This window comes from Bacteroides sp. MSK.20.82, assembly GCF_019052485.1.
Taxonomy (GTDB): Bacteria; Bacteroidota; Bacteroidia; order Bacteroidales; family Bacteroidaceae; genus Bacteroides; species Bacteroides thetaiotaomicron.
In genome coordinates this window covers 22,928-49,729 of record NZ_JAHQUN010000035.1, presented here as the reverse complement: position 1 = coordinate 49,729, position 26,802 = coordinate 22,928, and the positions used below count along the sequence as shown (strand labels likewise).

Here is a 26,802-nt window from a genome sequence, read left to right as displayed (position 1 = left end):
ACATTAATAACGAAAACAATTAAAAATCATCAAAGAAAATGGAAAAGATTACTGTAACCACATACAGGGGATTATCGCAGGTGTCAGGAAGTATCAGCCTCCCCAAATTATTCGAACATATGCGGGGAGAGATATATCGGGACAGAGTCCGGAGAATCCGGGAGGCACTAACGTCGGGAGACACCGGGAAAGCAGACCGGATGAAGAAGCAACTGCCTTACCGCACCGTCACAGCCACCTACAGCAATGAAAGACTCGCTTACAGCCTCGAAACTTATCAGGATATCATCACTCTCGACTTTGATGATATGGAGGTAGAAAAGATCCCGGAATACCGCCGGTTGGCGAACGACTGCCCCGACACGCTGGGAAATTTCATCAGCCCCCGCGAGCACGGACTGAAAATCTTCGTCTACCTCACCGGCGAAGAGCCGGAAGCTCTACGCGCCGAACTGAACGCGCTGGGAAACATCGACCTTCCCACCTTAGAGCGATATCACCACCGCATGTTCGCCCTGGCAGCCGACAAGTACCAGAAACTGCTCAACACGAAAGTCGATACAAGCGGAAGCGACCTGAGCCGCGGAGTCTTCGTCTCGCACGATCCGGACGCCTTTCTCTCCCTCGAACGACTGGAGAATGTGAAACCGCTCACAATCACCCTGACATTGCCGACCGAAGAAGAATGCAAAAAGAAGAAACGCAAGAAACCTCTTTCACTCCCATCTCTCCTCCCCGCACAAGAGAACGCGACCCCGATCGACCTGCAAGTGCAGCTCGACTTCCGCAAAGCTGTGGAATACACCAAACGGAAAGAACGCCTCGAACCCGGCAACCGCGACAACTTCTTCTACTGCCTCGGCAACCAGTGTTACCGCCGCCACATCATGGAAGCGGAAGCCGTCAGCCTGACACGCAGCTATTTCGGCAACCTTCCCGACTTCGACTTCGAAGCGCCTCTGCGCAATGCCTACCAATACACCTCGAAGACGGATCAGGCAGAAGAGGATTCTAAGGAGCCGAAAATCTTCAAAGTCATCAGATTCTTGGACCAATATTACGAGTTCCGCAGAAACATAGTGAAAGAACAAATCGAGTTCCGCCCCCGATCGGCGTCGACTGCCGACCCCGCCCCCTCCGCCTTCATCACCCTACGCACCAAAGACATCAACACATTCTATATCAATGCACAAATGAAGAAAGTTGGCTGTTCGCAAAATTTCCTCAAAGCATTGGTCGATTCGGATTACTCGAAACCGTTCAACCCCTTCACCCACTATTTCTATTCTCTCCCGTCGTGGGACGGGAAAACCGATTACATCACCCAACTGGCAAAAACGGTCAAAGCAGCAGACCAGTCCTTTTTTGAGGACAGTCTCCGCCACTGGCTGGTAGGCATGGTGGCGTGCGCCATCAACGATGACGCGCAAAACCACCAACTGATGTTACTTTATGGCGAACAAGGGAAAGGTAAGAGCGTCTTTATCCGGCGTCTTCTGCCTCCGGAACTAAAGGGGTATTACCGCCACGGCATGATCAAACCCGACAAAACAGACCATCTGCTACAGCTTTCTTCCTGTCTCATCATCGACTTGGATGAATTTGACAGCATCTCAACCTGGCACATGCAGGACCTGAAAAGACTCATCACACAAGATGAGGTGACAGAGCGGAAAGTTTACGACATACAGACATACAACTACGTCCGTCGTGCCTCGTTTATAGCCAGCACCAATAATCCGCACTGCCTGCAGGATATCAAGGAAAACAGACGTATTCTCTTCAACACTATCCTGAAAGTCGACTATCGTAACCCTATAAATTACGAAGGAGTATACTCACAAGCGTTGGCGCTTTATCAACAAGGATTTCAGTACTGGTATGATAAAGAACAGATCACCTTCCTGAACGACCGCAACGAGAATTACCGCCTGAAGGACCCGGTGGAGGAAAATCTGTTTTTCTATTTCCGTGCGGCTAAAGGAGGAGAAATAAATGCGCAATGGTATCCCGCTTCTTATATCCTTTCAATACTGAGCGTGAACGGACGCACCCAGTCCAACCAACAGGCACAAAAGATATTGGTCACCGTGCTCGAAAAGAATAATTTCCATAAACGGGTCACCTCGGACGGCGTTACGGAATATATGGTAGTAGAGTATTCGCGGGAAGAGCGCAAGGCTAATTCGACATTGCCGCAGTTGCCGAAACAGGGGAAGTTTGAGTTGTAAAAACGGGGAGCTTCGGGATGATAAACAATAAACAGTAAGCACACTCGACCGTGAATGTAGGATAGGATGTTACGGAAGCTAACAAACAATGAAAAGGAAAGGGAAAAGCAATGTTACGACAGTTAACAAGCATTTCCCTTTCCTTGACAGTAAGAAGGTGCAAAAGTCAGTGTATCCGGCTGATACAACACGCTATTTATCACCGTACATCTTCGCCCTCAACTCCTTGATATGGTCCGAAGTGATATATTCGTCATATTCCATCATCTTGTCGATGATACCGTTCGGAGTCAGTTCGATAATGCGGTTGGCAACCGTCTGAATAAATTCGTGGTCATGCGAAGAGAAGAGGATATTTCCTTTGTACGTCTTCAGGTTGTTGTTGAAAGCCTGAATAGATTCCAGGTCCAAGTGATTGGTCGGAGTATCCAGAATCAGACAGTTCGCATTGCGGAGCTGCATACGTGCAATCATACAACGCATCTTTTCACCTCCGGAAAGTACGCTGACTTTCTTCAGTACCTCTTCGCCGGAGAACAGCATACGTCCGAGGAAGCCCTTCATGTACACTTCGTTACCTTCACCGAACTGGCTCAGCCAGTCCACCAGGTTAAGGTCAGTGTTGAAGAAGTCCGTATTGTCCAGAGGCAGGTAAGCCGTTGTGATGGTTACCCCCCAGTTGAACTGTCCGGCATCCGGCTTCATGTTTCCGTTGATGATTTCGAAGAAAGCGGTCATCGCACGCGGGTTGCGTGAAAGGAATACCACTTTGTCGCCTTTTTCGATGTTGAAGTTCACGTCGCTGAACAGCACTACGCCTTCTTCCGTCTTCTTGCTCAGTCCGGAAACTTCGAGGATCTGGTTGCCCGGCTCGCGTTCGGGAGTGAAGATGATGCCCGGATACTTGCGTGAAGAAGGTTTGATTTCTTCTACGTTCAGTTTTTCCAGCATCTTCTTGCGGCTTGTGGTCTGCTTGCTCTTCGCTACGTTGGCACTGAAACGGCGGATAAATTCTTCCAGCTCTTTCTTCTTCTCCTCAGCCTTCGCCTTCTGGTTCTGCTGCTGACGGAGCGCCAGCTGACTAGATTCGTACCAGAAACTGTAGTTTCCGGCAAACATATTGATCTTTCCGTAGTCGATGTCTACGGTGTGCGTACATACGGAGTCGAGGAAGTGACGGTCGTGGCTTACCACCAGCACGGTGTGCTCGAAGTTGGAAAGGTATTCTTCCAGCCAGGTCACTGTCTCCATATCGAGGTCATTGGTAGGCTCGTCCAGAAGGAGGTTGTCGGGGTTGCCGTACAATGCTTGCGCAAGCATCACACGCACCTTTTCCTTACCGCTCAGCTCGCCCATCAATGTATAATGCTTATCTTCCTTGATGCCCAGACCGCTCAACAGCATGGCTGCGTCACTCTCCGCATTCCATCCGTCCAGCTCGGCAAATTTCTCTTCCAGTTCGGATACTTTCAGTCCGTCTTCGTCCGTGAAGTCTTCCTTGGCGTACAATACTTCACGCTGCTTCATAATGTCCCACAACACGGTGTGGCCCATCATTACGGTGTCCATTACCGTATAAGCATCCCATTTAAAGTGGTCCTGGCTCAACACCGACAGGCGTTCGCCCGGTCCCAGGGCAATCGTACCGGTCGTCGGGTCCAGATCTCCGTAGATTGTACGGAGGAAGGTGGATTTTCCCGCACCGTTCGCGCCGATAATACCATAGCAGTTGCCACTTGTAAATTTCAGGTTCACGTCATTAAACAAGACTCTTTTACCAAACTGCACCGAAACGTTTGAAACTGTAATCATTTTCTATTATTTACTATTTTACCAGTTACTATATTATTATTTGAGCGTGCAAAGGTAGACATTTAAAATGAATTATGAGCTATCCGGAATGTGTCAATCTGGCATAAATGTATTACCTTTGCCACGTTTTTTGGCAAAACGGTCAGATTGGCAAAGTTTTTGCTTGGGAAATTGATATTATGAATAAAAAATAAAAATAAGATATGGATCCAAAAGAAAAAGAAAAGATGGCTGAAGAGCTGAATGTGGAAGAAACAAAGGATACGGCGGAAGAACAACCGCAAAACGATCAGGCAGAAGAGGCCGCTCCCCTGACTCATGAGGAGCAGCTCGAAAAGGAGCTGGAAGATGCTCAGGCTGTCATCGAGGAGCAAAAGGACAAATATCTGCGCTTGTCCGCCGAGTTTGACAATTACCGCAAACGTACCATGAAGGAGAAGGCGGAACTGATTCTGAATGGTGGCGAAAAGAGCATCAGCAGCATTCTGCCGGTGATCGACGACTTTGAACGTGCCATCAAAACGATGGAAACTGCCAAAGACGTAAAAGCCGTGAAGGAAGGTGTCGAATTGATTTATAATAAGTTCATGGCTGTCATGGCACAGAATGGTGTGAAGGTCATCGAAACGAAAGACCAGCCGCTGGATACCGATTATCACGAAGCCATTGCCGTCATCCCTGCCCCGTCGGAAGAGCAGAAAGGTAAGATTCTGGACTGCGTACAGACGGGATATACGCTGAATGACAAGGTGATTCGTCACGCGAAAGTAGTAGTTGGGGAGTAAATACAAAAGTTAGTTTAGTTAAGAAGCATGGCAGAAAAAAGAGACTATTATGAAGTGCTGGAGGTGACAAAAACCGCCACAGTAGAAGAGATTAAAAAAGCCTACCGCAAAAAAGCGATCCAATATCACCCCGACAAAAATCCAGGTGACAAGGAAGCGGAAGAGAAATTCAAGGAGGCTGCCGAAGCGTATGACGTGTTGAGCAATCCGGACAAGCGTTCGCGTTACGACCAGTTCGGTCATGCGGGAGTAAGCGGTGCGGCGGGCAACGGAGGTCCGTTCGGTGGTTTCGGTGGCGAAGGAATGTCTATGGATGATATCTTCTCCATGTTCGGTGACATCTTCGGAGGTCGCGGCGGTGGTTTCAGCGGCGGCTTCGGAGGGTTCAGCGGTTTCGGTGGCGGTGGCGGTGGTTCACAGCAACGTCGCTATCGGGGCAGCGATCTACGTGTCAAGGTAAAGATGACTTTGAAAGAAATCTCGACAGGAGTAGAAAAGAAATTCAAACTGAAAAAATATGTGCCGTGTAATCACTGTCATGGCACGGGTGCCGAAGGCGACGGCGGTTCGGAGATTTGTCCGACCTGTAAAGGTAGCGGTTCGGTGATCCGTAACCAGCAGACGATTCTGGGTACGATGCAGACCCGCGCCACTTGTCCTACTTGTAACGGTGAAGGTAAAATCATCAAGAACAAGTGTAAAGAGTGTGGCGGCGACGGTATCGTATATGGCGAAGAGGTAGTGACGGTGAAGATTCCTGCCGGAGTGGCAGAAGGTATGCAGCTCTCGATGGGCGGCAAGGGTAATGCCGGAAAGCATAATGGTGTGCCGGGCGACTTGCTGATTCTCGTAGAGGAAGAACCGCATCCGGACTTGATCCGCGACGAGAATGATCTGATCTATAACTTGCTGCTGAGTTTCCCGACTGCCGCACTGGGCGGTGCCGTGGAGATTCCGACAATCGACGGAAAAGTGAAAGTGAAGATCGACTCGGGTACTCAACCGGGTAAAGTGCTGCGTCTGCGCGGCAAAGGTCTGCCGAATGTCAATGGTTACGGTACGGGAGATTTGCTGGTCAATATCAGCATTTATGTGCCGGAAGCATTGAACAAGGAGGAAAAGAGTACGCTGGAAAAGATGGAGGCTTCGGACAACTTCAAGCCGAGTACGTCGGTGAAGGAGAAGATCTTCAAGAAGTTCAAGAGCTTCTTTGACTAGCTTTCTTTGACTGGGTCTGTTTTTAAATTCATAGTCACTCACACAGAGATATAATAAAGGCTTCGGTGTTCGTTATGAATGCCGAAGCCTTTTAGTTTGTATTGGGATATTATAGCAAATGAATGGATGACAGTTCTTTCGTCAAAGCCTGAATGCCCTTCTGAATTTTCTCCAGTTGCTGCCTGCGCGGTTTATGCACGCCGGCAGCATAATGCCATAACTGACGTTCATTAATTCCGGTTATCCGGCTCAAGGCCGCTTTAGTGAAGATATTGCTGTAATAGTTTATAAAGGTAGCAGCATCAATCTTAAACTTCAACTCCAATTCTCCGGACAATAATTCACAAGGATTGGGATTATCTTCCAGATATAATTCAATCGCTTCCTTCATATTTTCCTCAATCTCTCTCATGTCATTTCCAACAGTGATAACCGGAGCACCTTCGATATAAGCACTCAAGTTCTTCCCTGCGTGTTCCACAATTACTTCTACTGTTTTCATATTATCTCCTATATTTAATTAAGAGAACAAGGGGGCTATTTCTTCAGCCCCGCTTGTCTCAAAATGCTGTAATAAGTGCCTTTCTCAACGCCTTTGCTGTTATGATTCGGTACAATAACTATTTTGTCGTCTTTCTCAAACTTCATATGGCTACCTTTCTGACTCTTTAGTACAAAACCGTTTTCTTGCAACATAGTTACAACGTCTTTAATTGATTTGTAACTCATAACACTTCGGACTTAATTACTATGCAAATATAGTAATAATATGAATACAACACATAAAACTATTCATAATTTTACTATGAATTGAGCTAATATCCCGGATTCTGCTCCAGTTTTGTATTCATCACCCGTATCTTTTCCGGAATCGGGAATACAGTAGTATATCCATTATTCTCAGCAGGAAGTTGCGGACGACTGCTGTATGCTCTCGTGAACGCTCCGAAACGAATCAGGTCCTGCCGTCGCCAACCTTCCCAAGCCAGTTCGAGCTGTCGTTCGGCAAGGATATTTTCTAATGTAGCCGTTCGGGAGGAAGCGTTGACACGCCCGCGTACTTCGTTCAGCTCGGCATACCCGTCTTCCCCATTACGAACCTTTGCTTCACTCTTCATCAGCAGAACATCTGCATAACGGAACAGTACAATGTCGTTCTCCATCAGTTTACCGTCCTTGGTAGCCGTTTCGTCTACCTCGTACTTTTTCATGCGTGCTCCTGCCGTCTGCTCATAGGGAGTGTTCGAGATATCCAGTTCGACTTTCCACGGCAAATATTCGAGAACGGTTCCATCGTCCAGACGGACTATATTTCCTTTTAAATCATACACGACTCCGGCAAAATAGCAGATGTCGAAACGCGGGTCCTGTTGCGCCGTTTCATAGCCGAAGGTTTCCAGAGCTTCGATAGTGGCACTCGGTCCGTTTTCACCGCTCAGTCCGTAGGCTTTGGCGTGATTGTAATGGCGGGAACGGAAAAGGTATTGCATCTGGTTGGTGTACAAGGTCTTGTTCATCGGAATGGTGAAGATGTTCTCGACAGACGGTTCATTGAATACGGCAAAGTTGGTTTTGTAGTCCGGTTCCAGACGATAGCCCATTTCTTGCAGTTGGTCACAGTAAGCGATAACCGTCTGCCAGGCATTGAGGCGGTTGCCGTCTACTTCGAAAAAGAGATTCTTTCCGTCGGGACGCTGGCCGTCCGTCCAGTCGTTATCGGTATAGACTTCGGCATTCAAGGCAAGTTTTGCCAAGAGGAAAACAACTACGGGACGGGTGATTCGCCCGTAATACGGACCGGACTGGTTGCTGTGGACTTCGGCCAGCAAAGGGGCGGATTCTTGCAGTTCTTTGAATACAAAGTCGAATATCGTTTTCCGTTCACTCTGCACTACGTCTTTCATCGACGGGGATGAGGTAAGTACAAGCGGGACACGTCCGAACAGATCCATCAGATAATAGTAATACATCGCCCGCATGGCGCGTACTTCGGCACGATAGGCGGGAAGTTCGGCGTCTGCGTGGGTAGCACTGAATTTGTCTATTCGTTCGAGGGATTTGTTGGACAGCATCACCACTTTATAAAGATATTCCCAAGTGGCTTGGATGGCATCGTTTTCTATTCCCCATTGGTGCAGGAACAGACCTTGCCAAAAGCCGCCGTCGTACCAATCGCCGCCACGGGTGGGGATAATGGCTTCGTCGGTGGTGAAGGTGTTCAGGTCATAGACTCCCCTACCCGTCCCCTGCAATCCCTGACTGTCGCTATAACCGCCGATGTAGGTGTAAAGTGAGGCTACGGCATTCAGATATACATCCGAGATATTGTTGTAGACTTCATCTTCCGGCAGTTTGTCTCTGGGACTCTCTTCCAGAAACTTGTCGCACGAGAAGAAGGTAATGCACACAATAAGAAAGACAACTGTTTTTTTCAGGTTCATTTTCCCCTCAAGCAGATTCCCCCCAAGCAGAGTTGCTTTTCCATCATATAGAGATTTACTCTCTAAATACCATCCTTGCTGCTGCAAATATCGCTTTATCTTTTTCATTATCGTTTTCCTCCTCCGTTAAAAGTTAATACTCAATCCCAACGTGTAAGTCCGCGCTAACGGATATCCGCGTTTATCGTCCAGCCCCAAAGTGGAGTTGACCGTCGAGCTGTTGATCATGGGCGAAAGACCTGAATAGCCGGAAATCGTCGCAAGGTTGTTGACTGTAAATGCCAGTCGCAGGGAGCGAACATATTTCTTTAGTTTCTGCACCTTTTCTATCGGTACGTTCCAGCCGAGTGTCACGTAGTCGAAATTGACATACGCTCCGTTTTCCAGCCAGTAGTCGGTGGCGGTCTGGTCTTTGATATTGCGTGCGGGAGCTTCCTGCATCACATTGTAGTCGGGGAATATATTCATGTTCATATAGGTCAGGGAGGTTCCGTTGTATATTTTGTGTCCGAAGGCGCCGTTGATCTGTACTGAAATATCGAAACGCTTGTAGCGGAAACTGAGGTTCGATCCGAGAATCGTTTTTGGTACGGCTTGCCCGGCTACATAGCGGTCTTCGCCATCTTCGAGGCTGACGCCGCCGCCATTGAGATCGGCTATGTCATAGGTGTAGCCGCCGTTTCCATCGGAAACGAGTCCGTTGGCACGTGGCAGGTAGAAGACACCCAGCGGCTGGCCTACTACTTGGTAAACGATGTGGTTATAACCTCCGTGAAAGCCGGCTCCGTCGAGGCTGGCAAGACTCTTGTATTCGGGGGCGGAAATCAGTTCGCCATTGTACATACCGCTCAGAGAAAGCAACTTGTTCTGCTGGAAGGTGATGTTGGCATTGATGTTCAGTTCCATGTCCTGCGTCTTCAACGGGGTGATGCCGATGGCTATCTCCAGACCGCTGTTGCGCATGGAGCCGATATTCGCCAGCAGGGTGTTGTAGGTAAAGGGCGGCACGCTTACGTTGTAGAGGTAGAGCATATCCGTCGTTTTGGAGTTGTAATAATTGGCGGAGAGCAGCAGGCGGTTGCCGAACATGGCAAGGTCAATACCTGTATTGAAGGTATGTTTCACTTCCCATTTCAAGTCGGGATTCGTGTTTCGCAAGTCTCCCAATGACACGGCTGCCGAGTTTCCTACGGGAATCACTCCGTTCGGTTTGACAAGGCTCAGCGTGGTGTAGGAGTCGATACCGCTCTGATTGCCAGCCAAACCGTAACCTATACGGAACTTCAGATTATCAATCACGGGGAGGCGTTTCATGAACTTTTCCTCACTGATCACCCATGCAGCGGAGACGGAGGGAAAGAATCCCCATTTGTGATTGGCTCCGAATTTGGAGGAGGCATCGGTACGGGCGGTCATTGTCAGACTGTAGCGGTCGGCATAGGTGTAGTTGAAGCGTCCCATGAAGGAGGCCAGATGCGGTTGCTCGTAGTACGAGTTGGTTCCCTCCCACGGACGGAGAGCACCGGCTTGCAGGTTGTGGTAGCCGAATTTATCTGTATTGAAGTTGGTGACTGTGGTATAGAATCCGGTGTATGTCTCCTTCTGGAGTTCCGCCAGTGCCAGCGCGTCGAAGTAATGCTTCTTCCAGCCTTTCTTGTAGGTCAGCATCATGTTACCCAGGAGGGATTCCATCTTTTTCGTGCCTTTGTATGCCTGTCCGTGCGCCCAGACGGAGGTGGGCAGGTATTGGGAATTTTCGACTATGTTATAGGTATAAGCACCGAAGAGAACCAGTTTCAGTTCGTCCATCAGATTGAAAGTCAGACGAGCGTGAGTACTGATATGCGAGGTGGCGTCATGATCCTGTACTTCCATCCATGCCAACGGATTCGTGATCTGACTGGCGGTAGTGATTCCGTCCCATGAACCGGAATCGGGGTCTTTGTGATTGGGGTATGTGGGATTGAAAGTGGCGGCAGAATAGAAGGTTTTCTGAAGGTCTACCAGATTGTGATTCTTCTGGATAGAACCGAACATGCCCAGTTCGCAGTTCAGAAAACCGTCGAACATCCTTTGGGTCATGTTCATATTAGAGGTGAAGTTCTTCATGTCTTCGTTCAGTATGACTCCCTGACGGTCCATGAAACCGAGGGAGACACGGTAGCTGGATTCATTCGAGCCTCCATAAAAGGCGATGTGGTGGTTCTGTTGCAATCCTGTCTGTTCTATCTCTTTCTGGAAGTCGGTGTTGTTTCCTTTGTCCAGTATGGAGATGCCACGTTCAGATGCGACCCGGCGGAAGTCATCTGCTGACAGCATTTTCAGATTCTTATAGACGGTGGATATACCGAAGATGCCGTTATAACTCACTTGCGTTTTACCGCTCATGCCCTTCTTGGTGGTGATTTCGATGACACCGGAGGCGCCTCGTGATCCGTACTGTGCCGTTTCGGAAGCGTCTTTCAGGATGGTGAAGCTCTCTATGTCTGTAGGATAAATGGAGGTAAGCATACTCAAATCGCCGAAGACTCCATCGACGATAATCAGCGGGTCGTTTCCGCTGGTCAATGAGGTGGTTCCTCGCAGGCGGACTGCATCTAAGGCGGCGGGGCCGTTTGTCCCACGCTGGATGGTCAGACCCGGTACTCGTCCGCGTATGGCTTCCAGCGGATTCGTGATCTGGTCTTTATTCATCTGTGTCTCCGTGATTTTCTCCACTGATCCGGATATGGTTTTTAAACTTCCGGTGGCGTATCCTACCGTTATCAGAGAGTCTATCGGAGTGATCGTTTTTCTCTGGGCAAAGGCACTTCCACTGGAAGTGATCAGAAAGAAAAGGCTCCAAATAGTAAGTCTGTAGTGTTGTTTCATAATTATCATTTTTTAAGGGATAATACAAATATAACAAAAAAAGCGGGCATCTGGTTGTCCGGATACCCGCTTTTCTTTGATATGGGATATAAAAATTATATTGTCAACGTAGATGAATACAACAAACCGCTTGATTGGGGAAAATCAAGCGGTCGGCTATATCTGACTGACTATATCTTGGGGGATATACTGTGGTCAATCAGACTGAAACAGGCTATCGTTTATTCTCAGGTTTATTCTTAGAACCGGATTACGATTTAGCACCTTTTTCCTGTCCATAACCGTATCCGTAGCCATAGCGTTTGCCATATCCATAGTACTTGCCATACTTACCGTAGCCGTAGTAGTAGCCATACTTCCTGCGTTTCAGGTCTACGCCATTGATTACAGTACACAGGTTAGGCAGTTTCTTTTCTTCGGCAAGTTCGTTGATCAATGTATACTCTACTTTATGAGTATAGTCGGCACGGCATACGTAGAGGGACAAGTCCGCTACACGACCGATCAACAAGGTATCGGTAACCATACCTACCGGTGCGGTATCCAGAATCACATAGTCAAAGCTCTTCTTCAATATCTCTATTGCCTTGTCCAGACCATCACGCGCTAACAGCTCGGTCGGATTAGGAGGAACCGTTCCACCGGGAAGTATATACAGATTCTGATTAATATCCGAAGGTTGTACCAGACTCATCAAATCTGTTTCCGGGTTTGCAAGGTATAAGGTAATCCCCTTCTCTTTCGTCGAAAGACGGAAGACTTTATTCAATCCCGGTTTGCGGATATCAAGCCCTACGATTACTACTTTCTTTCCTAATAAAGAGAGACTGATGGCTAAATTGGCGGAGATAAATGATTTTCCTTCTCCACTGACGGTAGAAGTCACAAGAATCACTTTCTTGTCATTCTGAAGCATGAACTGAAGGTTGGTACGGATGTTTCGGAAGGTCTCGCTCATCAGGTTGTTCTGATTCTCAAAGACGGCAATAGAACCGTCTTTTTCGTTCTTCTCGTCGGTTAATGGGATATCACCGACGATAGGAATAGTTGTCAGTTTCTCGACATCTGCACGACCTTCGAGTTTGAACTTGGTCAGGCCGATCAGGTAGATGATGCCTACGGGGATGCCAATGCCTAATACTAAAGCGATCAGATAAATCATTCTACGCTTAGGAGAAACAGGGATATCATCAGCGATAGCTTCATCAATGATTTTTGCATTGTTTGCAGTAGCTGCCAATGCTATGGCGTTCTCCTCACGCTTTTGTAAAAGCATCAAATACAGTCCGGCCTTGATTTCCTGTTGACGGGCAATACTTACATATTCCCGCTCCTGCCCTGGAGCATCACTAATACGACGAGAAAAACGGCTTGCTTCACGTTCAAGATCAGCTTTTGTAATTAATAAACCTTTCAATGATCCGTCAAGGGTCGCCTGCACATTCGACTTCATGGCACGGATGCTTGTATCCAGATTGATAATCGTAGGATTATTTTCTGTAGAAGTACGTAATAAGCGCTTCCGTTCAACTAACATTTCATTATATCGTTCAATCGTTGCAACCAATCCTGGATCTTGCAAGCCTATATTACCCGGAAGAACTTCGTATTCATTTCCTCTTATATATTTCCGCAAATCTTCAATAAGGCTGATTTGTGTCCGGTTCTCTACTCTCTTCTTTTCATATTCGGCGTTACCGGTCAAGGCAATTTGCGCTTCACTAGTCAAGTCGGTAATACCGGCATTACGTTTAAAATTCTCAAGATTTGCCTCTGTACTCCCAAGCTCCTTAGAAATAATATTGATACGTTCATCTATAAATTCAGCAGTCTTTTGAGCAATCTCATTTTTATCATTATTCGTATTACGGTTATACATTTCTAATAATTGATTGATAAAATCTTGCCCACGTTGCAAACTAGAGTTCTTCAATGAAATCACAGCTACCGAAGTCGTTTTAGAAGTAGGCTCAATTTTTAGATTTTCACAATACGCCCGTGCTACTTTCATAGGTGATTTAATCTTAGCCGTAATATGCCGTATATTTGAAGACGCTTCCATTGTATCTTTCTTCAATGATAAGGAATCTGGCGATTGAAAAAAAGCTAAAGTTCCCTCATCCATCGGGAATACAGCTGGCAATTTCTCAAAATGCTTTTGGTATTCTTTATCACCAACTGTAACATTTACCTCCAAACCACCTTCTCCATACAACGCCATCTCAACAACCATAGGATCAGTTAGTTTCTCAGCTTCTTGCGGAGTCAAACTAACTAAAACAGGAGAAGTTTTATACATATTCTTTGAAGGAAATCCATCTTCATCTGTATATGATACATATAAGTTTAACAGATTGATTACTTCTTTCACTAAAGTCTTTGAACGTAAAACTTCAAGTTCATTATCTATATTCTGAGAAGAACTAATCAAGCCACTTAACCCTAATTCTTCCAGTCCTACCATACTTCCTGTATTGCCACCTTTTTTGTCATCCTTTATCAAAACTGTTGCCGATATATTATAAACAGGAGTGGCCATACGCAAATATATCCAAGCTCCAATAAGACAAACTAAAACGGCACCGACAAACCACGGCCAATGAATAATATATTTAAAAAGTAATTGTTGAATATCTATTTTCTCGTCCTCAGTTTCACACTGTCTTTCGTTTACTATTTCTTCTTTCATTTTTTCAAAACGTTATTTTAAGATATTAAATAATAAGCTGGCAAGAGAAACTAGGATAGATGTAGCAGAGAACCATAGACTCGTACTATTCCCAATATCCGAGTTACGAGCTTTTGCCTTATTAGGTGTTACATAAACGACATCATTTTGCTGTAGCCAATAATATGGAGAAAGAATTGTTTCTGATTTATTCAAATCAAGAGTTATAATTTCTTGCTTACCTGTGGCATCTTCACGAATCAGTTTTACATTATCCCGCAAGCCATACACCGTCATATCCCCTGCCATAGCAAGCGCCTCCAATAAATTGACTTTTTCATTAGAAATAGTAAAAGTACCCGGACGAGTGACTTCACCTATCACTGAGATTTTATAATTTACCATACGCACTGTAACGATAGGCGTTTCTTTCATATAGGGTTTCAACTTTTCTACAACCATTTGTTCTGCCTGTTTCTTTGTCAAACCACCTAGTTTTAACTCTCCCAATACAGGAAAAAAAATCTTTCCTTCATTATCTACCAAGTAAGTTTGTAACACAGGTTGTGTAGTAGCTAAAATATTAGTAACAGACAAATTTGTTGGACTGGCAACTGTCAAATTAAATGGTGCAGCCAACTCCGGACTAGTACAGGAAACTACGATAGTCAACAAATCTTTAGGCATGATCTTTGCATCATACAAATTCTCTTTCTGTTCTATTTGATTTACTACTTCTGTATCCTGCAAATAAGGTACTTTCTTGTAGGACTGGCAGGCCGTAAACAGAAAAGGCAGTAACACTACAAAAATCAATTTATTCAATATTCTCATAACTGTGATGAATTAGATATCTATTCTTTTATACTTTGTTGTTTTATTACTAATTAATACGCTTCTTTTTCTCCATGAATAGCATTATATACTGTTTTATAAATAATATACAAATCAAGCATAAACGTCCAATGCTCAATATACCAAATATCACGACTAACCCGTCCTTCCATTTGCCAAAGTTCTTTAGTCTCTCCACGATAGCCTGTTACTTGCGCCCAACCAGTTATACCAGGCTTCACAAAATGACGAACCATAAATTTATTAATCACTTGGGCATATTCCTCTGTATGTTTCAGCATATGGGGGCGAGGACCAACAACAGACATATCACCCATCAATACATTAATAAACTGAGGCAATTCATCAATACTCGTTTTACGAATAAACTCACCTATACGTGTTTTACGAGGATCATTTGCTGTAGCTTGAAGAACATCACATTGTGCATTTACTCGCATAGAACGAAATTTGTAACACCAAAATTCACGACCGTCTTCACCACTACGTTTCTGTTTAAAAAAAATGGGCCCCGGCGAGCTGATTTTAATAGCAATCCCTATTATTATATAAACAAAAGGGAAAATAGTACACAAGAATATCAATGAAAATATTATATCAAAAAATCGTTTTAAAACACGATTCTCACGAAGTTCCAATGGTTCACGACGAATAGATAATACTGGTACATTACCTAATAAATCAAAATACATCCTGCGCTTTAAATAGTTACGGACATTGGGAACACTAAAAAAACGCACCAAGTGGTTCTCGCAATAATTAATGATCGGAACAATCTCCGCACTCCGTACAGAAGGAAGACTACAGTAGAGTTGTGCAATTTTACCTGAATTTCTTTCTAAATACTCAATCGCCTCTTTCGGCTGTCCCAAATATGCAACTTCTTCCGGATAATAATCGGATGGGGAATCTTCAAAATATCCCATTACACGGTAGCCTGAAGTTGGATCATCTGTCATTGAATGGTAAAGTTCCTGCATATTCTCGTGACTGCCCACCAATACAACCATGCGAACATTTCCTCCTTTTTCACGATAAAGCTCCAAAAAATAACGAAAAGCAAGACGATAACAAATCAAGATGATCAGTAAAGCAACATAAAACAATCCGAACAACCGAGAGCGGAAAAATTCAAAATGGAAAAGAGACAAAAAGCAAATGGAAAATAAAATAAAAGGAACCATATTACGAAGTACACGAATCATAATCTGTTCTGGACGAACAACTGGATGATGCAAAATAACCCCTGATTGAATATTGCAAACCAGATAGCATAGACTAAGCAGAACCATCCCTTGATAAAGAGAAGTTAAATTACCAGAATAAAAGCGACTGCCCAAAACCAGTTCAAATCCCCATAGCAATGAATTCAACAAAATTATATCCCCAAAAAGGACACAAGATTTTAAAACTTTATTAAAACGTTGGATCTCCTGCATAGAACGATGTTATATAATAGATTTTAATATTATTTCTATAAAACCACATTTATTCTTCTAATAATATTCTAGTTTTGAGCAAGCTTGCATTTTAGAACAAAAGCTTCCAATCGAACATCCATGTTTCTTAAAGAAAACAAACATACTCTGTAAATGAAGAAGCGCCTTTCGACCGATTTTAGAACTTCCACGAAGATGGTTATGAGTCATTATAGATTCAGGAAAATAAATGACAGGACGATTACATTTCCAAGATCGAAGACAAATATCTTCATCTTCCATATATAAAAAATAATTCTGATCAAACCCACCTAAAAAAGCATAAAAATCTCTCCGCATAAATAATGCTGCGCCAATAGCCCAATCTACAGGTTGTATCTTTGTTGTATCCATGTTTTTACAAAGATACTTATTCACTATCTTACTGGTTGTTTGATCATTACCTTTAGATAAAAATCGAGAGAACAGAACTTTTAATGTAATAAAACTTCTCACAGAATATTGAACTGTCCCATCTGGATTCAATAGTTTTGGTACAGTAATGCCTATAATAGGATGCTTTTCAACATATTCATATAGAAAGTCTAAACTCCCTTTATGCAAAACAATATCCGGATTAATAATAGCAATATATTTCCCTATTGAGGCTAATACTCCTTTATTATTATTTTCTCCAAATCCTAAAGGTTTTTGATTCTCAACGATCCTTACTTGAGGATAATTTTGTCGGATATATTCAACAGTACCATCTGATGAACAATTATCCACATAAATCATTTCAATACTTGCTTGAGGAATATTCTCTTTATATAAAGAACGTAATAATACTTTAAGGTATAAAAGATGGTTCATACCGACCGTAATAATAGAAATATCAATCATATTTATCGAGGATTAACAAAGGAAAATTGAATAAATTAATTCCAAATAATATATCTATTAAACTAAATATATAGACTTTCACTATATGATTGTAGTTATATTAAATCTGGCAGTAAAGACTAAACAATAAACTCACACATATCAACAATAAATCACTCAAATCCTTTTAATATAGTTTGTTATGGAATCCGATTGATATGTCTTAATAAACATTTCTTTCGTTTTTATTCTTTCATCTATATTCAAATTGAGACATTCCATACATCTAATATAATCCTTTGGCGTCTCAGCAATGAGCATAAAGGAATTAAATAAAGGAGGAAGACCTTCAAAAGCAATATCAGTTCCAATAACAGGAATGCCACATGCCAAAGCTTCTATAACCTTGACTTTAATACCTGCCCCTGTAAACAATGGGGATATCAAAGCTTTACTCTGAGATAAAATCTTATATGGATCATCTACAAAGCCAAGAATATCTAAATTCAAATTCGGAACTATATTTTTCACATCTTTATTAGGAAATCCACGTCCTATGATTTTAATATGTACTTTTTTTCTCAATAATGGACCTACAGTATTAATAAACCACAAAGCCCCTTCCGCATTTTCTTTACGCCGCCAATCGCCAAACATTGTGAAATAATCCTCAACTTTATCGGGACTTTTATTAATAATTTGTTCATCAATATAGTCTAAACAAAGATTAGTTTCCTTATGATAAATCTGTTTTATTAGGTCACAATCTTTTTGTGAAAAAGAAAAAATATGAGCATTAGGCAGATTCAAGGACATCCGTTCCGAGAAAATACATATCTTCTGCATTAAATATGAAGAAGAACGAAGCACACGTTGTGCAATTACATCATGGCAAAGTAATATTTTAGGAATACGTTTATCAATATATCGTCCATACAAGAACATATTACTATGATTAAAAATCACAACTTTATAATGATTCATTTTAAGCAAATCCCTAACTCTTCGAAGTATCAGCCAATTAAAACGTATAGAAAAAGTAGGATGAACAAAAGGAAAGTTGCAAACATTTTTCAATTTAGTCATTATCGAGTTACGAATTGTTAGTTTCGTATTTACATTTCCTCTTTCGGGCACATAATCATTTTCCCAATCATATTTAAAATAAATCAAATCAACATCATAACATGAAGCTAAATCATTCAGCATTATCATAGTGTTTTTTTCACCTGCTGCTGCCTTATTGGGAACATATGCTGTCAAAAACAAAATTTTCTCTTTCATATAACTTTAATTCCTACAATACCACAATTCTTAGCAAATTTTATATCACTATCACTATCACCTATCATAAGGCACTTAGCTTTATCAATATCTGGATAATCTCTCAATATTTGAAGAAACATACCTATTCCCGGTTTACGGTTAATATCAGAATCCGTCAAAGCGGTACAATAATAAATTCTATCTATTCTCCCTCCATAGTTCTTAACTTCAGAAATCATTCGCTCATGTATATGTTTTAAATCCTCTTCACTCATAATTTCCTTCCCTACTCCACGCTGATTAGTCACTATAAATATATATTTAAAATGGGTATTCCAAGCTTTCAAAATTTCAAGTACTCCAGGAAGAAATTCAAACTCTTCCCATTTTTTCACATAGTCATCTGGACGAAGTCTGTTAACCACTCCATCACGATCTAGCAACAATGTTTCAAAACCAGTTACATCAATATCTTGTAGTCTCATTATAGAAAGAATTATTTAGAAAAGGAGATCTGAAAATTCCGCATTGGCCTTGTCGTAATCTTCGGGAATACCAATATCAATAAAATATCCATTTTGCACCACACCATAAAGTTTTCCTAATAAACATTGGGGTTGAAGAACTCCTGTCTCAAAAGAAAATCTCTGCGGTAGTCTGTCGAATATCGGTTCTAATGTATTGATAATATATATACCACCATTAATCAAGCCTTTCTCGCAATATTTTTTCTCATCAAATCTCCTAATCTGATTAGTATCTTCACATATCTGTACATTTCCGTAACGGTCAAAGTTTTCCATTGGCTTTAATGCCAGTGTGATTGATGAAGGATATAAACAATGCCATTCATATAATTCATTCAAATTTACATCAAAGAATGTATCGCCATTCAAAACAATAATATTAGGTTTACTAGTTCTCTTTAAGGCTAGTTTTATTCCTCCACCTGTCCCTAATGGTTCGTCCTCCACGGCATATTCGAAAGCAAAAGGAAACTCATCTTTACACTCATCAATCCAATCAATAATAACACCGCGTAAATAACCCAAAGATAGAATTACTTTTGATACATCAAATTTTGTAAGATATTTCAGTAAATACCACAAAAAAGGTTTGTTTGCTATTGGCGCCATACACTTGGGTACTTCATTTACTACACTACGCAAACGAGTCCCAAATCCACCAGCTAATATGATAACTTCCATAAAATTATTTATTATATTCTTCCCCGAAAATATTCTCTTCCACAATACAGCAAATAATATGTCCTATCAATGTTTGACATTCCTGTATACGAGGGGTTTCAGCACTAGGAACTTTAATGACAATATCAAAATCATCCATTTTACAAGACTTCATACCTGTAAGAGCAATCGTCGTAATCCCCTTTTCTTTACATATAGGCAAGGCATCTACAATATTTTTCGAATTACCTGAAGTAGAAATACCAATAAAAACATCTCCTGCCACACCTTGTGCCTGGAGTTGGCGTGTAAATATTTTATCATATCCATAATCATTACCAATAGCTGTAATAACACTGGTATCCGTAGTTAAAGCTATTGAAGGAATTCCCGGACGATCAAAATAAAACTTACTCACAAATTCGCCGACTAAATGCTGAGCATCAGCTGCACTCCCCCCATTACCCGCAAACATCGTTTTATTTCCTCGACGATAGGCCTCAGTACATACGTCAGCCGCTTTAGCAATAGCCGCTATCACTTCTTCATTTTTAGAAAGTTCCGCTTTCACTCGCTCACTCTCCGCTACTTGTTTTCTTACAATATCAATACTTTCCATACTTATGCTATATCTATTTCTGAACTTTATCTGTTGAATAAATCTTCCATCCGTGTGCACCGTCATCAATAAACTGAAATGGCATAACAAAACCATTCAAATTATTTAAAGCCCGTACCACTTCTTCTTTACGTGTCGGCTCAACCACAAACATGATAAATCCTCCCCCACCTGCTCCACTAACCTTACCGGCCATAGCACCGGCACCAGTGGCTACATCAAAAGCTTCTTGAATCATCGGATTAGTAATGGCGCCAGCCATCTTCTTCTTATTTTCCCATCCTTCACCCAAAATACGAGCAAACTCCCCAACATCCCCCTTCAACAAGGCTAATTTAGTATCAATAGCACTCTGTTTAATCTTATGCATCGCCTCTATAGCGGTTTGATTACCTTCGCTCGTATTTTTCTTCTGCTCATTAATAATAGCAGCAGAAGAGCGAGAACGACCTGTAAAATATAGAACCATACTTGACTCTAATTCATCCACAATCCAACGTTTCATTTTTAGCGGATTAACAATCACCAAATCATTTTGCAAGAATTCCATATAATTGAATCCCCCAAAAGCTGCTGCATATTGATCTTGCTTACCACCACTCAATCCCAAATCCTTACGTTCAATTTCATAAGCTAGACGCGACGTCTCGTAATCTCCTAAAGGAAGTGACAACCACTCAATAAAAGCCTTTAATATACAAACAACCATAGTAGAGGATGTTCCTAATCCTGATCCAGCAGGCGCATCATTATAAGTTGTTATTTTGAATGACTTAGGCTCAAGCCTATAATCACGAATAATACGGTTATACACACCTTTTATGAGACTTGCTTCTCCATCAATCTCTAATTGAGACATAGAAAGGTAACTTTTGCAACATTGTGCATCATAAGCATTAATCTCAATCCTACCGCTGTTGGTCTCTTCAATAGTACAATAAGCATATAAATTAATTGTTGCATTGAGAATCAACCCTCCATAAATATCACTATAAGGTGATACATCACTTCCACCACCAGCCAATCCCAGACGTAATGGCGCTTTACTTCTTACAATCATTTTATTGAAATATATAAATTATTCATATAGTCAAAAATATAGAACATCCTTTACTCTTTTAGCTAGCTGAATGAAACGATATGTCCAATTAATGATAAATGCATCATTGAAGGAAATAATATTTTTTCCAACCGCCTTATCTAATAAGAGGCGTATTTGAGATTTTGAGATTGCTTGAGAATAATGTACCACTAAACGAAAAAAAGCATACTTTGTAAATCGGTAGACAGATGATTTATGAAAGAACTCATTTATCCAATGAGTAAACTCAATATCAGCAGTAAGCTTCCGGAGCACCATTTTATTATCCATATTAGGTGTTATATTTTTTTTGCTCTTACGCCAATATACATAATCTCCAGAAATAGTTTTAATACCTTTATCAGCTCCTATTTTCACCCATGTAGCTATATCACTTCCCCATGCTAAATCAAAGTGCTGAAAACCACCTGTACAATTATAAATATCCCTTAGAAAAATATACTCTACTACAAAACTATCTAACCGAGCCGACGCTTTCCGACGATAAAAAGTCTCACTATCTATCACCGATGGATAAACAGTTGGAATTCTCACTATCTGATTTTCACAATCAACAATCTTTACATCAAAATGATAAATGTCAAAAGCTCCATTATCTATTGCTATTGTATTAAAAAAACATTCTACACAACGAGGCCCCATAATATCATCATCAGAAAACAGCCACAGCCAAGGCTCATTCTGTGTCAGTTGTATACAACGGTTCCATTGTGCAACGAGATCATGCCCACCAAAATTCACTTCAAATCTTCTATAAACAATATCCAATTGCTTCGAATATTGTTCTATAAGACTCTTAAAATCATCTCTACTACAATCCTCACCAATATAAACAGTGAAATCTTTACATGTCTGTTGCGCTAAAGAGAATAATACAGTCTCAAAGAAGTCTACCTTATAGGCAGGTATTACAATTGCTAATTTTTTCATTAATCAACTTTATAGAAAATGAAGATATGTCCCTCCCAAAGTATACCGCAAATCAATAGAACGTTGCGCCAAAACTTTTGCTGGTATTCCTCCACATATAGTAAAAGGCGGAATATCCTTAGTAACTACGGCACCAGCTGCTATCACTGCTCCCTCCCCAATAGTAACACTATGCAAAATTGTTACATTAGGGCCAATCCATACACGGTTCTTTATATAAATAGGACCACGATTCGTTTTCATAGATCGAAAGTATGGATCATTATAATCATGACCACCTGTCCAAAGAGAAACATTAGAAGCAATATTAACGTTTTCACCGATATAGATTCCTCCACGCCTCGCATCCAGAATACTATTATCTCCAACGACAGAACCTTTTCCTATCATCAACATCCATGGTGCACGAATTTCACTTCCATAATATAATACTGAATTCTTTTCCATTTTTACCAAGAAAATATACTTGTAAAAGAAATCACGTATATGATGTGAAGGAATATCCGAAATTATTTTGATCATCCAACGAAAATAACCATCCACAATATTGATCAATCCTCTTTTATCTATTCGTTTGAACAATTTTTTAGAACAAGAAGAAGAAGTAATGCCAGAATCCCTAATTTCACTCACCTCACCTTCAGGATTAGCCATGTTTTTGCGACGATGCAGCCAACAATAAGCCATTAGTAAAGGAGAAGTAAATAGCAGTAACCAATACTTAATAAATACAACTATTAGTATAAACAGAACAACCGATAAATTCATAATCTCATTATCGTTTCAACATTTCATTATAAATATTCAGGCGCCGCTGTACAGAAGCTTCCGGTGAATACATCTCCATTAGTTTCTCATGAGCAGCTTTTGTCAGATTATGTTGTAAAACCTTATCTGTTGCTATTTTTAAAACACCAGTAGCAAAAGCTTGAGGCTCATCAGCTATGATACACTCTTTTCCATTTATAAAATCAAGTCCTTCTACACCTACTGTGGTAGTAACGAAAGGCGAATAGAAATTGACCGATTCTAATATTTTCATACGAATACCGCTACCTATTAAAATAGGTATTACCATAATACATTCAGATATAACCATAGCCAAGTTATCTACAAAGCCACAAAAAAACAAATTTCTATACTTCTTCTGATATTCTGTTTTAATTTTCTCATCCCATTTTCCTATAATTTTAAAAGTAAAATTGGGATTTTCTTTGAGTATCAAAGACCAAACATTATCTAAGAACCAAGTAACTCCATTCAAGTTTGGATTATGACCAGAACCACCAATAAAACAGATACTACTCCGTTCACATTCCTTATATGCTATATTATCAGGTAAAGGAATAAAGGAAGGAGAAGCTGAAATAGGTGCTCTTACCCCATCACACATCAGGATATTCTTATCAATATCAGTCATTGTTATTACTTGGTCGTATTCATTTAACGCATTAATTTCCTGTATCCGTTGCATCGTGGCTAAATAGCGTACGCTAGAAGGATATTCACGCTGCTGAATCAGACGTTCCTTAGCAATGTATTGAATTTCATGTTGAATGAACACCTTCTTTACAGTATTAGGAATAGCATAAACCATATATAGCTGTTCAAAATATTCATTTTGAACAATATCAATCCGCTCTTTTTTTATAATTTCATTTACAAAATCAATATAAGCATCTTTATATATAGGTGTAGCCAAATATGGCTGTTTCAAAAATTTCCGGGTTATAATACGGTGCAGACGAAATAATGAGTATTGCGACTTGATGCCATCTTTATTTTTATAATATTCAAAAGGGTAAACTTTAACCTTTGGTAATTGTTTTTCCAACAAATATTGACAGGCCATTTGTTTCTTAAAGAATACAGGATAGATCAAAGTTATATCTATCATATTCTGCAACTCCATTAACATATTAAACGACCCCTGCTTTCCTCCGTCTGTAGCAGGATAAGGCATCCATGGCAATGTAATAAGATATTTCATAAAACATTATTTAGACTTAAAAACTTCCAAAATAGAACTCATCATTTGCTCATAGTTATTATAATAATTCAAAGCTGTTTTTTGACATGCTATTACATCAAAATATAATATTTGATTAATCACAATATCAACAGGTGGACATTTCCAAAAGCGAGAATACGCATTGATACGATTATCAAGTAAAGAAAAACGTGACATAATATCATAAATTTTACTCGATTCTTCGACACATACACAACGTGCATATTTAAGTACACCATAGGTATCAAAACAAAAACATGGTACTGCATTATGTAGAGCCACAACAATAGGATGCATATTTTCCCCAATATATCCTTTAGCATATTTTATCAAGGCATACCAATCTAATGGAGGTAGCGGAGTAGTAATAGAAAAATCAAAATTATGCTTAAACTCAATACCAGTCGGCATAGGAAGAGCAACACATTCTAAATATAGCTTTTTCATTTCTGATTTTAATTTATCCATCCATAGCATATTATCAAGCATTCTACATTTCATGCTTACAAGAACATAATTTTCAGGCAAATGATATTTTAAAAGAATATCTTCTTTTGAAGGAATGAATTTAGCACAATTATAATTAAAGGCAAATACTGGATCGGGAGTTATATTTGGTATTATTGCCCCTTTTGTTATATAAGTAATCATATCACGAGTCCATATATCTCGAACCGAAATATATTCGAAGTGAGACAAATTATTACTCATTTTATGCTTTACCGAACGCGCTATCAATCTATATTTCGCATTCTGTGATGATGCAGACATAATCACCATTGGAATTTTAGACCCAAGTTTATCATAAAATGTACCCCAAAAAGCATTAGGATACTCACGTTCAGATGTAGTTTTATTAACACGTACAACTGTTTTGGTTGGAAAATCCAATCTACCCCAAAAAGACGAACACTGAAGAACTGCATCACTGCCAATAATTATACCTTCTATTTTTTCATCCTTTATCACTTGACAAATATCATCATCATTACGACATATTTTGGTCTGCGGAAAATATTTCTCTACAAAATGAAAATGCTCTTGTGGTTGCTTCTGAGTTTTAATACTTGTGAAACGAGCTTCAAAATCTTCTGGCTCCCACTTAATCAAAATAGGATTATATCCGTGATTCTGTAGATAGCTTATCGTAGATAGTGCTTGTAAATTAGCCCCAAAATTAGGGACATTAGCAAATGTTAGAATTCCGATCTTCATTATTTATTAATATATTTTCTTGTCCGATACTTACTAAATAAAAAGCAGAAAAAAAGAGTAAACAAAATTTCAAGATTCCCCCAATCCCCTTGAAGAACAAAGAAAAAAACACCATTGATCAGTGTGTAGGCTAACATTCCCAAAGCTATGAACTTAGGCAGTGTCAGTACATTGTAAGGTCGCATTTTCTTTACCATAAAAAACGATAAAAGCAAACCAATAACAATAGTGCCAACAAAACCAAACTCAATATTCAGACCGCCTATAAATGTATAGAATACATGGGTGTCAACACCTGTAATATTATCAAGCCACTCCCATTTTTCACGTGTTGTTTTAAAATTTGAGGAAATTCCCATAAGCTTACGAAAAAAAACAAAATATGCCTCTCCCCATGTATTACCTTTTAACTCATAGAAAAAATGTGTATTATAATTATTAAAAGACTCTCCTAAATACCGATAAAACATATAAGTGGCAAGATTACCAAAACGAGAGTTGGATATAAGAATAAAGGCTGAAGAAATAGGAACTAAGATTAAGATTAAATAAGATACAATCTTTTTTTTCAATCCTACATTCATAAAAACAGATAGAAACACAAAAATAAAAACTAAAAAGAAAAATGTCATTATCATTACGGCTCTACTTGCATATGCTGTAAACATATATACAGGAAAACATAAAGAAGTGACGAGAAATATCTTAAGAAGTTTTCTATGTGTTTTTATGACAAGTAAACCGTAAGCGGCAATCAAAATAACAACATTGCGTGCGCCCATATATAGACGACATAATATGTTAAAAAAATAATTTGGAAATTGTACAATCTCAGATTCATCATATGTATCATTACGATAATCACCAATATTTGAAGAAAGTATTGCTTTTAAAAATGAAGGAAATAAAATAATATATAACACTATCTGAATAAAAAGAAGTATCCAAACCAAATTTATGAAGAAGTTAGAATTTAACGTTTCAATTCGAGTGATTCTAGTATTATCATATCTGATAATAGGATATGCAAAAAGAAGAATAACAGGTATAAGATATAAAAATGGTATAATTGAATACGTCTCCCTCCCCCGCATATAATGAAACAACTCGTGCTCATGATACAGTAATGCTCCCCATGCACAAATCGAATAATATGCCAATATATAGAAAGCGATATTTAACTTCCTATTTTTCCAATAGTGGTAAACTGCTAATATAGAAAAGACAGCAGCGTTAAATATCAATATTTGTAATTCTGACATTTATTTGATTTTTTGTTCACCCATAAATA

The 26,802-nt window shown here is 40.5% G+C and carries 22 protein-coding genes; 3 read left to right on the top strand and 19 right to left on the bottom strand.

What is annotated here, in order from left to right; translation table 11 throughout:
* Positions 1-38 precede the first annotated feature (38 nt).
* Positions 39-2,231: a VapE domain-containing protein gene (locus KTR07_RS20865; protein WP_055228922.1), complete on the top strand. Its 2,193-nt coding sequence runs from the start codon at positions 39-41 to the stop codon at positions 2,229-2,231.
* Between the two features lie 192 nt (positions 2,232-2,423).
* Here KTR07_RS20865 and KTR07_RS20860 read toward each other — a convergent pair whose 3' ends face one another.
* Positions 2,424-4,043: an ABC-F family ATP-binding cassette domain-containing protein gene (locus tag KTR07_RS20860; protein ID WP_008763401.1), complete on the bottom strand. Its 1,620-nt coding sequence runs from the start codon at positions 4,041-4,043 to the stop codon at positions 2,424-2,426.
* Positions 4,044-4,246: 203 nt separating this feature from the next.
* On the opposite strand from KTR07_RS20860, the gene KTR07_RS20855 reads away from it, so the two are divergent.
* A complete protein-coding gene (locus KTR07_RS20855) occupies positions 4,247-4,828 on the top strand; it encodes a nucleotide exchange factor GrpE (protein WP_008763400.1) in 582 nt (193 codons plus the stop codon).
* 27 nt (positions 4,829-4,855) lie between these two features.
* Positions 4,856-6,046 (top strand): molecular chaperone DnaJ, encoded by a 1,191-nt coding sequence (gene dnaJ, locus KTR07_RS20850; RefSeq protein ID WP_061473837.1) that lies wholly within the window; start codon positions 4,856-4,858, stop codon positions 6,044-6,046.
* A gap of 109 nt (positions 6,047-6,155) precedes the next feature.
* Here dnaJ and KTR07_RS20845 read toward each other — a convergent pair whose 3' ends face one another.
* The 18 genes from KTR07_RS20845 to KTR07_RS20760 all read right to left on the bottom strand — a co-directional run bounded on the left by KTR07_RS20845 (position 6,156) and on the right by KTR07_RS20760 (position 26,773).
* A complete protein-coding gene (locus KTR07_RS20845) occupies positions 6,156-6,548 on the bottom strand; it encodes an antitoxin HicB (protein ID WP_008766000.1) in 393 nt (130 codons plus the stop codon).
* A gap of 35 nt (positions 6,549-6,583) precedes the next feature.
* Positions 6,584-6,775 carry a type II toxin-antitoxin system HicA family toxin gene (locus KTR07_RS20840; RefSeq protein WP_008766001.1) on the bottom strand — a complete coding sequence of 64 codons (192 nt, stop codon included), beginning with the start codon at positions 6,773-6,775 and terminating at the stop codon, positions 6,584-6,586.
* Positions 6,776-6,861: 86 nt separating this feature from the next.
* The gene (locus KTR07_RS20835) at positions 6,862-8,595 is read right to left on the bottom strand and encodes a RagB/SusD family nutrient uptake outer membrane protein (RefSeq protein WP_008766002.1); all 1,734 of its coding nucleotides are present in this window, start codon (positions 8,593-8,595) and stop codon (positions 6,862-6,864) included.
* A gap of 18 nt (positions 8,596-8,613) precedes the next feature.
* Complete coding sequence (locus tag KTR07_RS20830) at positions 8,614-11,358, bottom strand: SusC/RagA family TonB-linked outer membrane protein (protein ID WP_016267803.1); 2,745 nt, start codon at positions 11,356-11,358, stop codon at positions 8,614-8,616.
* A 250-nt stretch (positions 11,359-11,608) separates the two neighbouring features.
* Positions 11,609-14,047: a polysaccharide biosynthesis tyrosine autokinase gene (locus KTR07_RS20825; RefSeq protein ID WP_118336982.1), complete on the bottom strand. Its 2,439-nt coding sequence runs from the start codon at positions 14,045-14,047 to the stop codon at positions 11,609-11,611.
* Positions 14,048-14,059: 12 nt separating this feature from the next.
* Complete coding sequence (locus KTR07_RS20820) at positions 14,060-14,860, bottom strand: polysaccharide biosynthesis/export family protein (protein ID WP_008766005.1); 801 nt, start codon at positions 14,858-14,860, stop codon at positions 14,060-14,062.
* 53 nt (positions 14,861-14,913) lie between these two features.
* Entirely contained in the window at positions 14,914-16,320 is a 1,407-nt protein-coding gene (locus tag KTR07_RS20815) for an undecaprenyl-phosphate glucose phosphotransferase (RefSeq protein WP_008766006.1), read from the bottom strand.
* A gap of 57 nt (positions 16,321-16,377) precedes the next feature.
* Positions 16,378-17,202 carry a glycosyltransferase family 2 protein gene (locus tag KTR07_RS20810; protein ID WP_011107289.1) on the bottom strand — a complete coding sequence of 275 codons (825 nt, stop codon included), beginning with the start codon at positions 17,200-17,202 and terminating at the stop codon, positions 16,378-16,380.
* A 156-nt stretch (positions 17,203-17,358) separates the two neighbouring features.
* Positions 17,359-18,465, bottom strand: coding sequence for a glycosyltransferase (locus KTR07_RS20805; RefSeq protein ID WP_016267805.1), 1,107 nt, complete (start codon positions 18,463-18,465; stop codon positions 17,359-17,361).
* Positions 18,462-18,932, bottom strand: coding sequence for a D-glycero-alpha-D-manno-heptose-1,7-bisphosphate 7-phosphatase (gene gmhB, locus KTR07_RS20800; protein WP_011107287.1), 471 nt, complete (start codon positions 18,930-18,932; stop codon positions 18,462-18,464). Before gmhB ends, KTR07_RS20805 begins: the two co-directional genes overlap by 4 nt.
* 15 nt (positions 18,933-18,947) lie before the next feature.
* A complete protein-coding gene (locus KTR07_RS20795; RefSeq protein WP_011107286.1) occupies positions 18,948-19,655 on the bottom strand; it encodes a nucleotidyltransferase family protein in 708 nt (235 codons plus the stop codon).
* Between the two features lie 4 nt (positions 19,656-19,659).
* Positions 19,660-20,253: an SIS domain-containing protein gene (locus tag KTR07_RS20790; RefSeq protein WP_011107285.1), complete on the bottom strand. Its 594-nt coding sequence runs from the start codon at positions 20,251-20,253 to the stop codon at positions 19,660-19,662.
* Between the two features lie 13 nt (positions 20,254-20,266).
* Positions 20,267-21,313: a dehydrogenase gene (locus KTR07_RS20785; RefSeq protein WP_008766012.1), complete on the bottom strand. Its 1,047-nt coding sequence runs from the start codon at positions 21,311-21,313 to the stop codon at positions 20,267-20,269.
* Between the two features lie 30 nt (positions 21,314-21,343).
* A complete protein-coding gene (locus KTR07_RS20780) occupies positions 21,344-22,285 on the bottom strand; it encodes a glycosyltransferase family 2 protein (protein ID WP_070750739.1) in 942 nt (313 codons plus the stop codon).
* Positions 22,286-22,294: 9 nt separating this feature from the next.
* On the bottom strand, positions 22,295-23,053 hold the full coding sequence (locus KTR07_RS20775) for a DapH/DapD/GlmU-related protein (protein WP_008766014.1): 759 nt from the start codon (positions 23,051-23,053) through the stop codon (positions 22,295-22,297).
* A gap of 7 nt (positions 23,054-23,060) precedes the next feature.
* On the bottom strand, positions 23,061-24,275 hold the full coding sequence (locus KTR07_RS20770; RefSeq protein ID WP_008766015.1) for a glycosyltransferase family 4 protein: 1,215 nt from the start codon (positions 24,273-24,275) through the stop codon (positions 23,061-23,063).
* Positions 24,276-24,281: 6 nt separating this feature from the next.
* Positions 24,282-25,511: a polysaccharide pyruvyl transferase family protein gene (locus KTR07_RS20765; protein WP_113748543.1), complete on the bottom strand. Its 1,230-nt coding sequence runs from the start codon at positions 25,509-25,511 to the stop codon at positions 24,282-24,284.
* Positions 25,511-26,773: an O-antigen polymerase gene (locus KTR07_RS20760; protein WP_113748544.1), complete on the bottom strand. Its 1,263-nt coding sequence runs from the start codon at positions 26,771-26,773 to the stop codon at positions 25,511-25,513. Before KTR07_RS20760 ends, KTR07_RS20765 begins: the two co-directional genes overlap by 1 nt.
* Between the last annotated feature and the right edge of the window lie 29 nt (positions 26,774-26,802).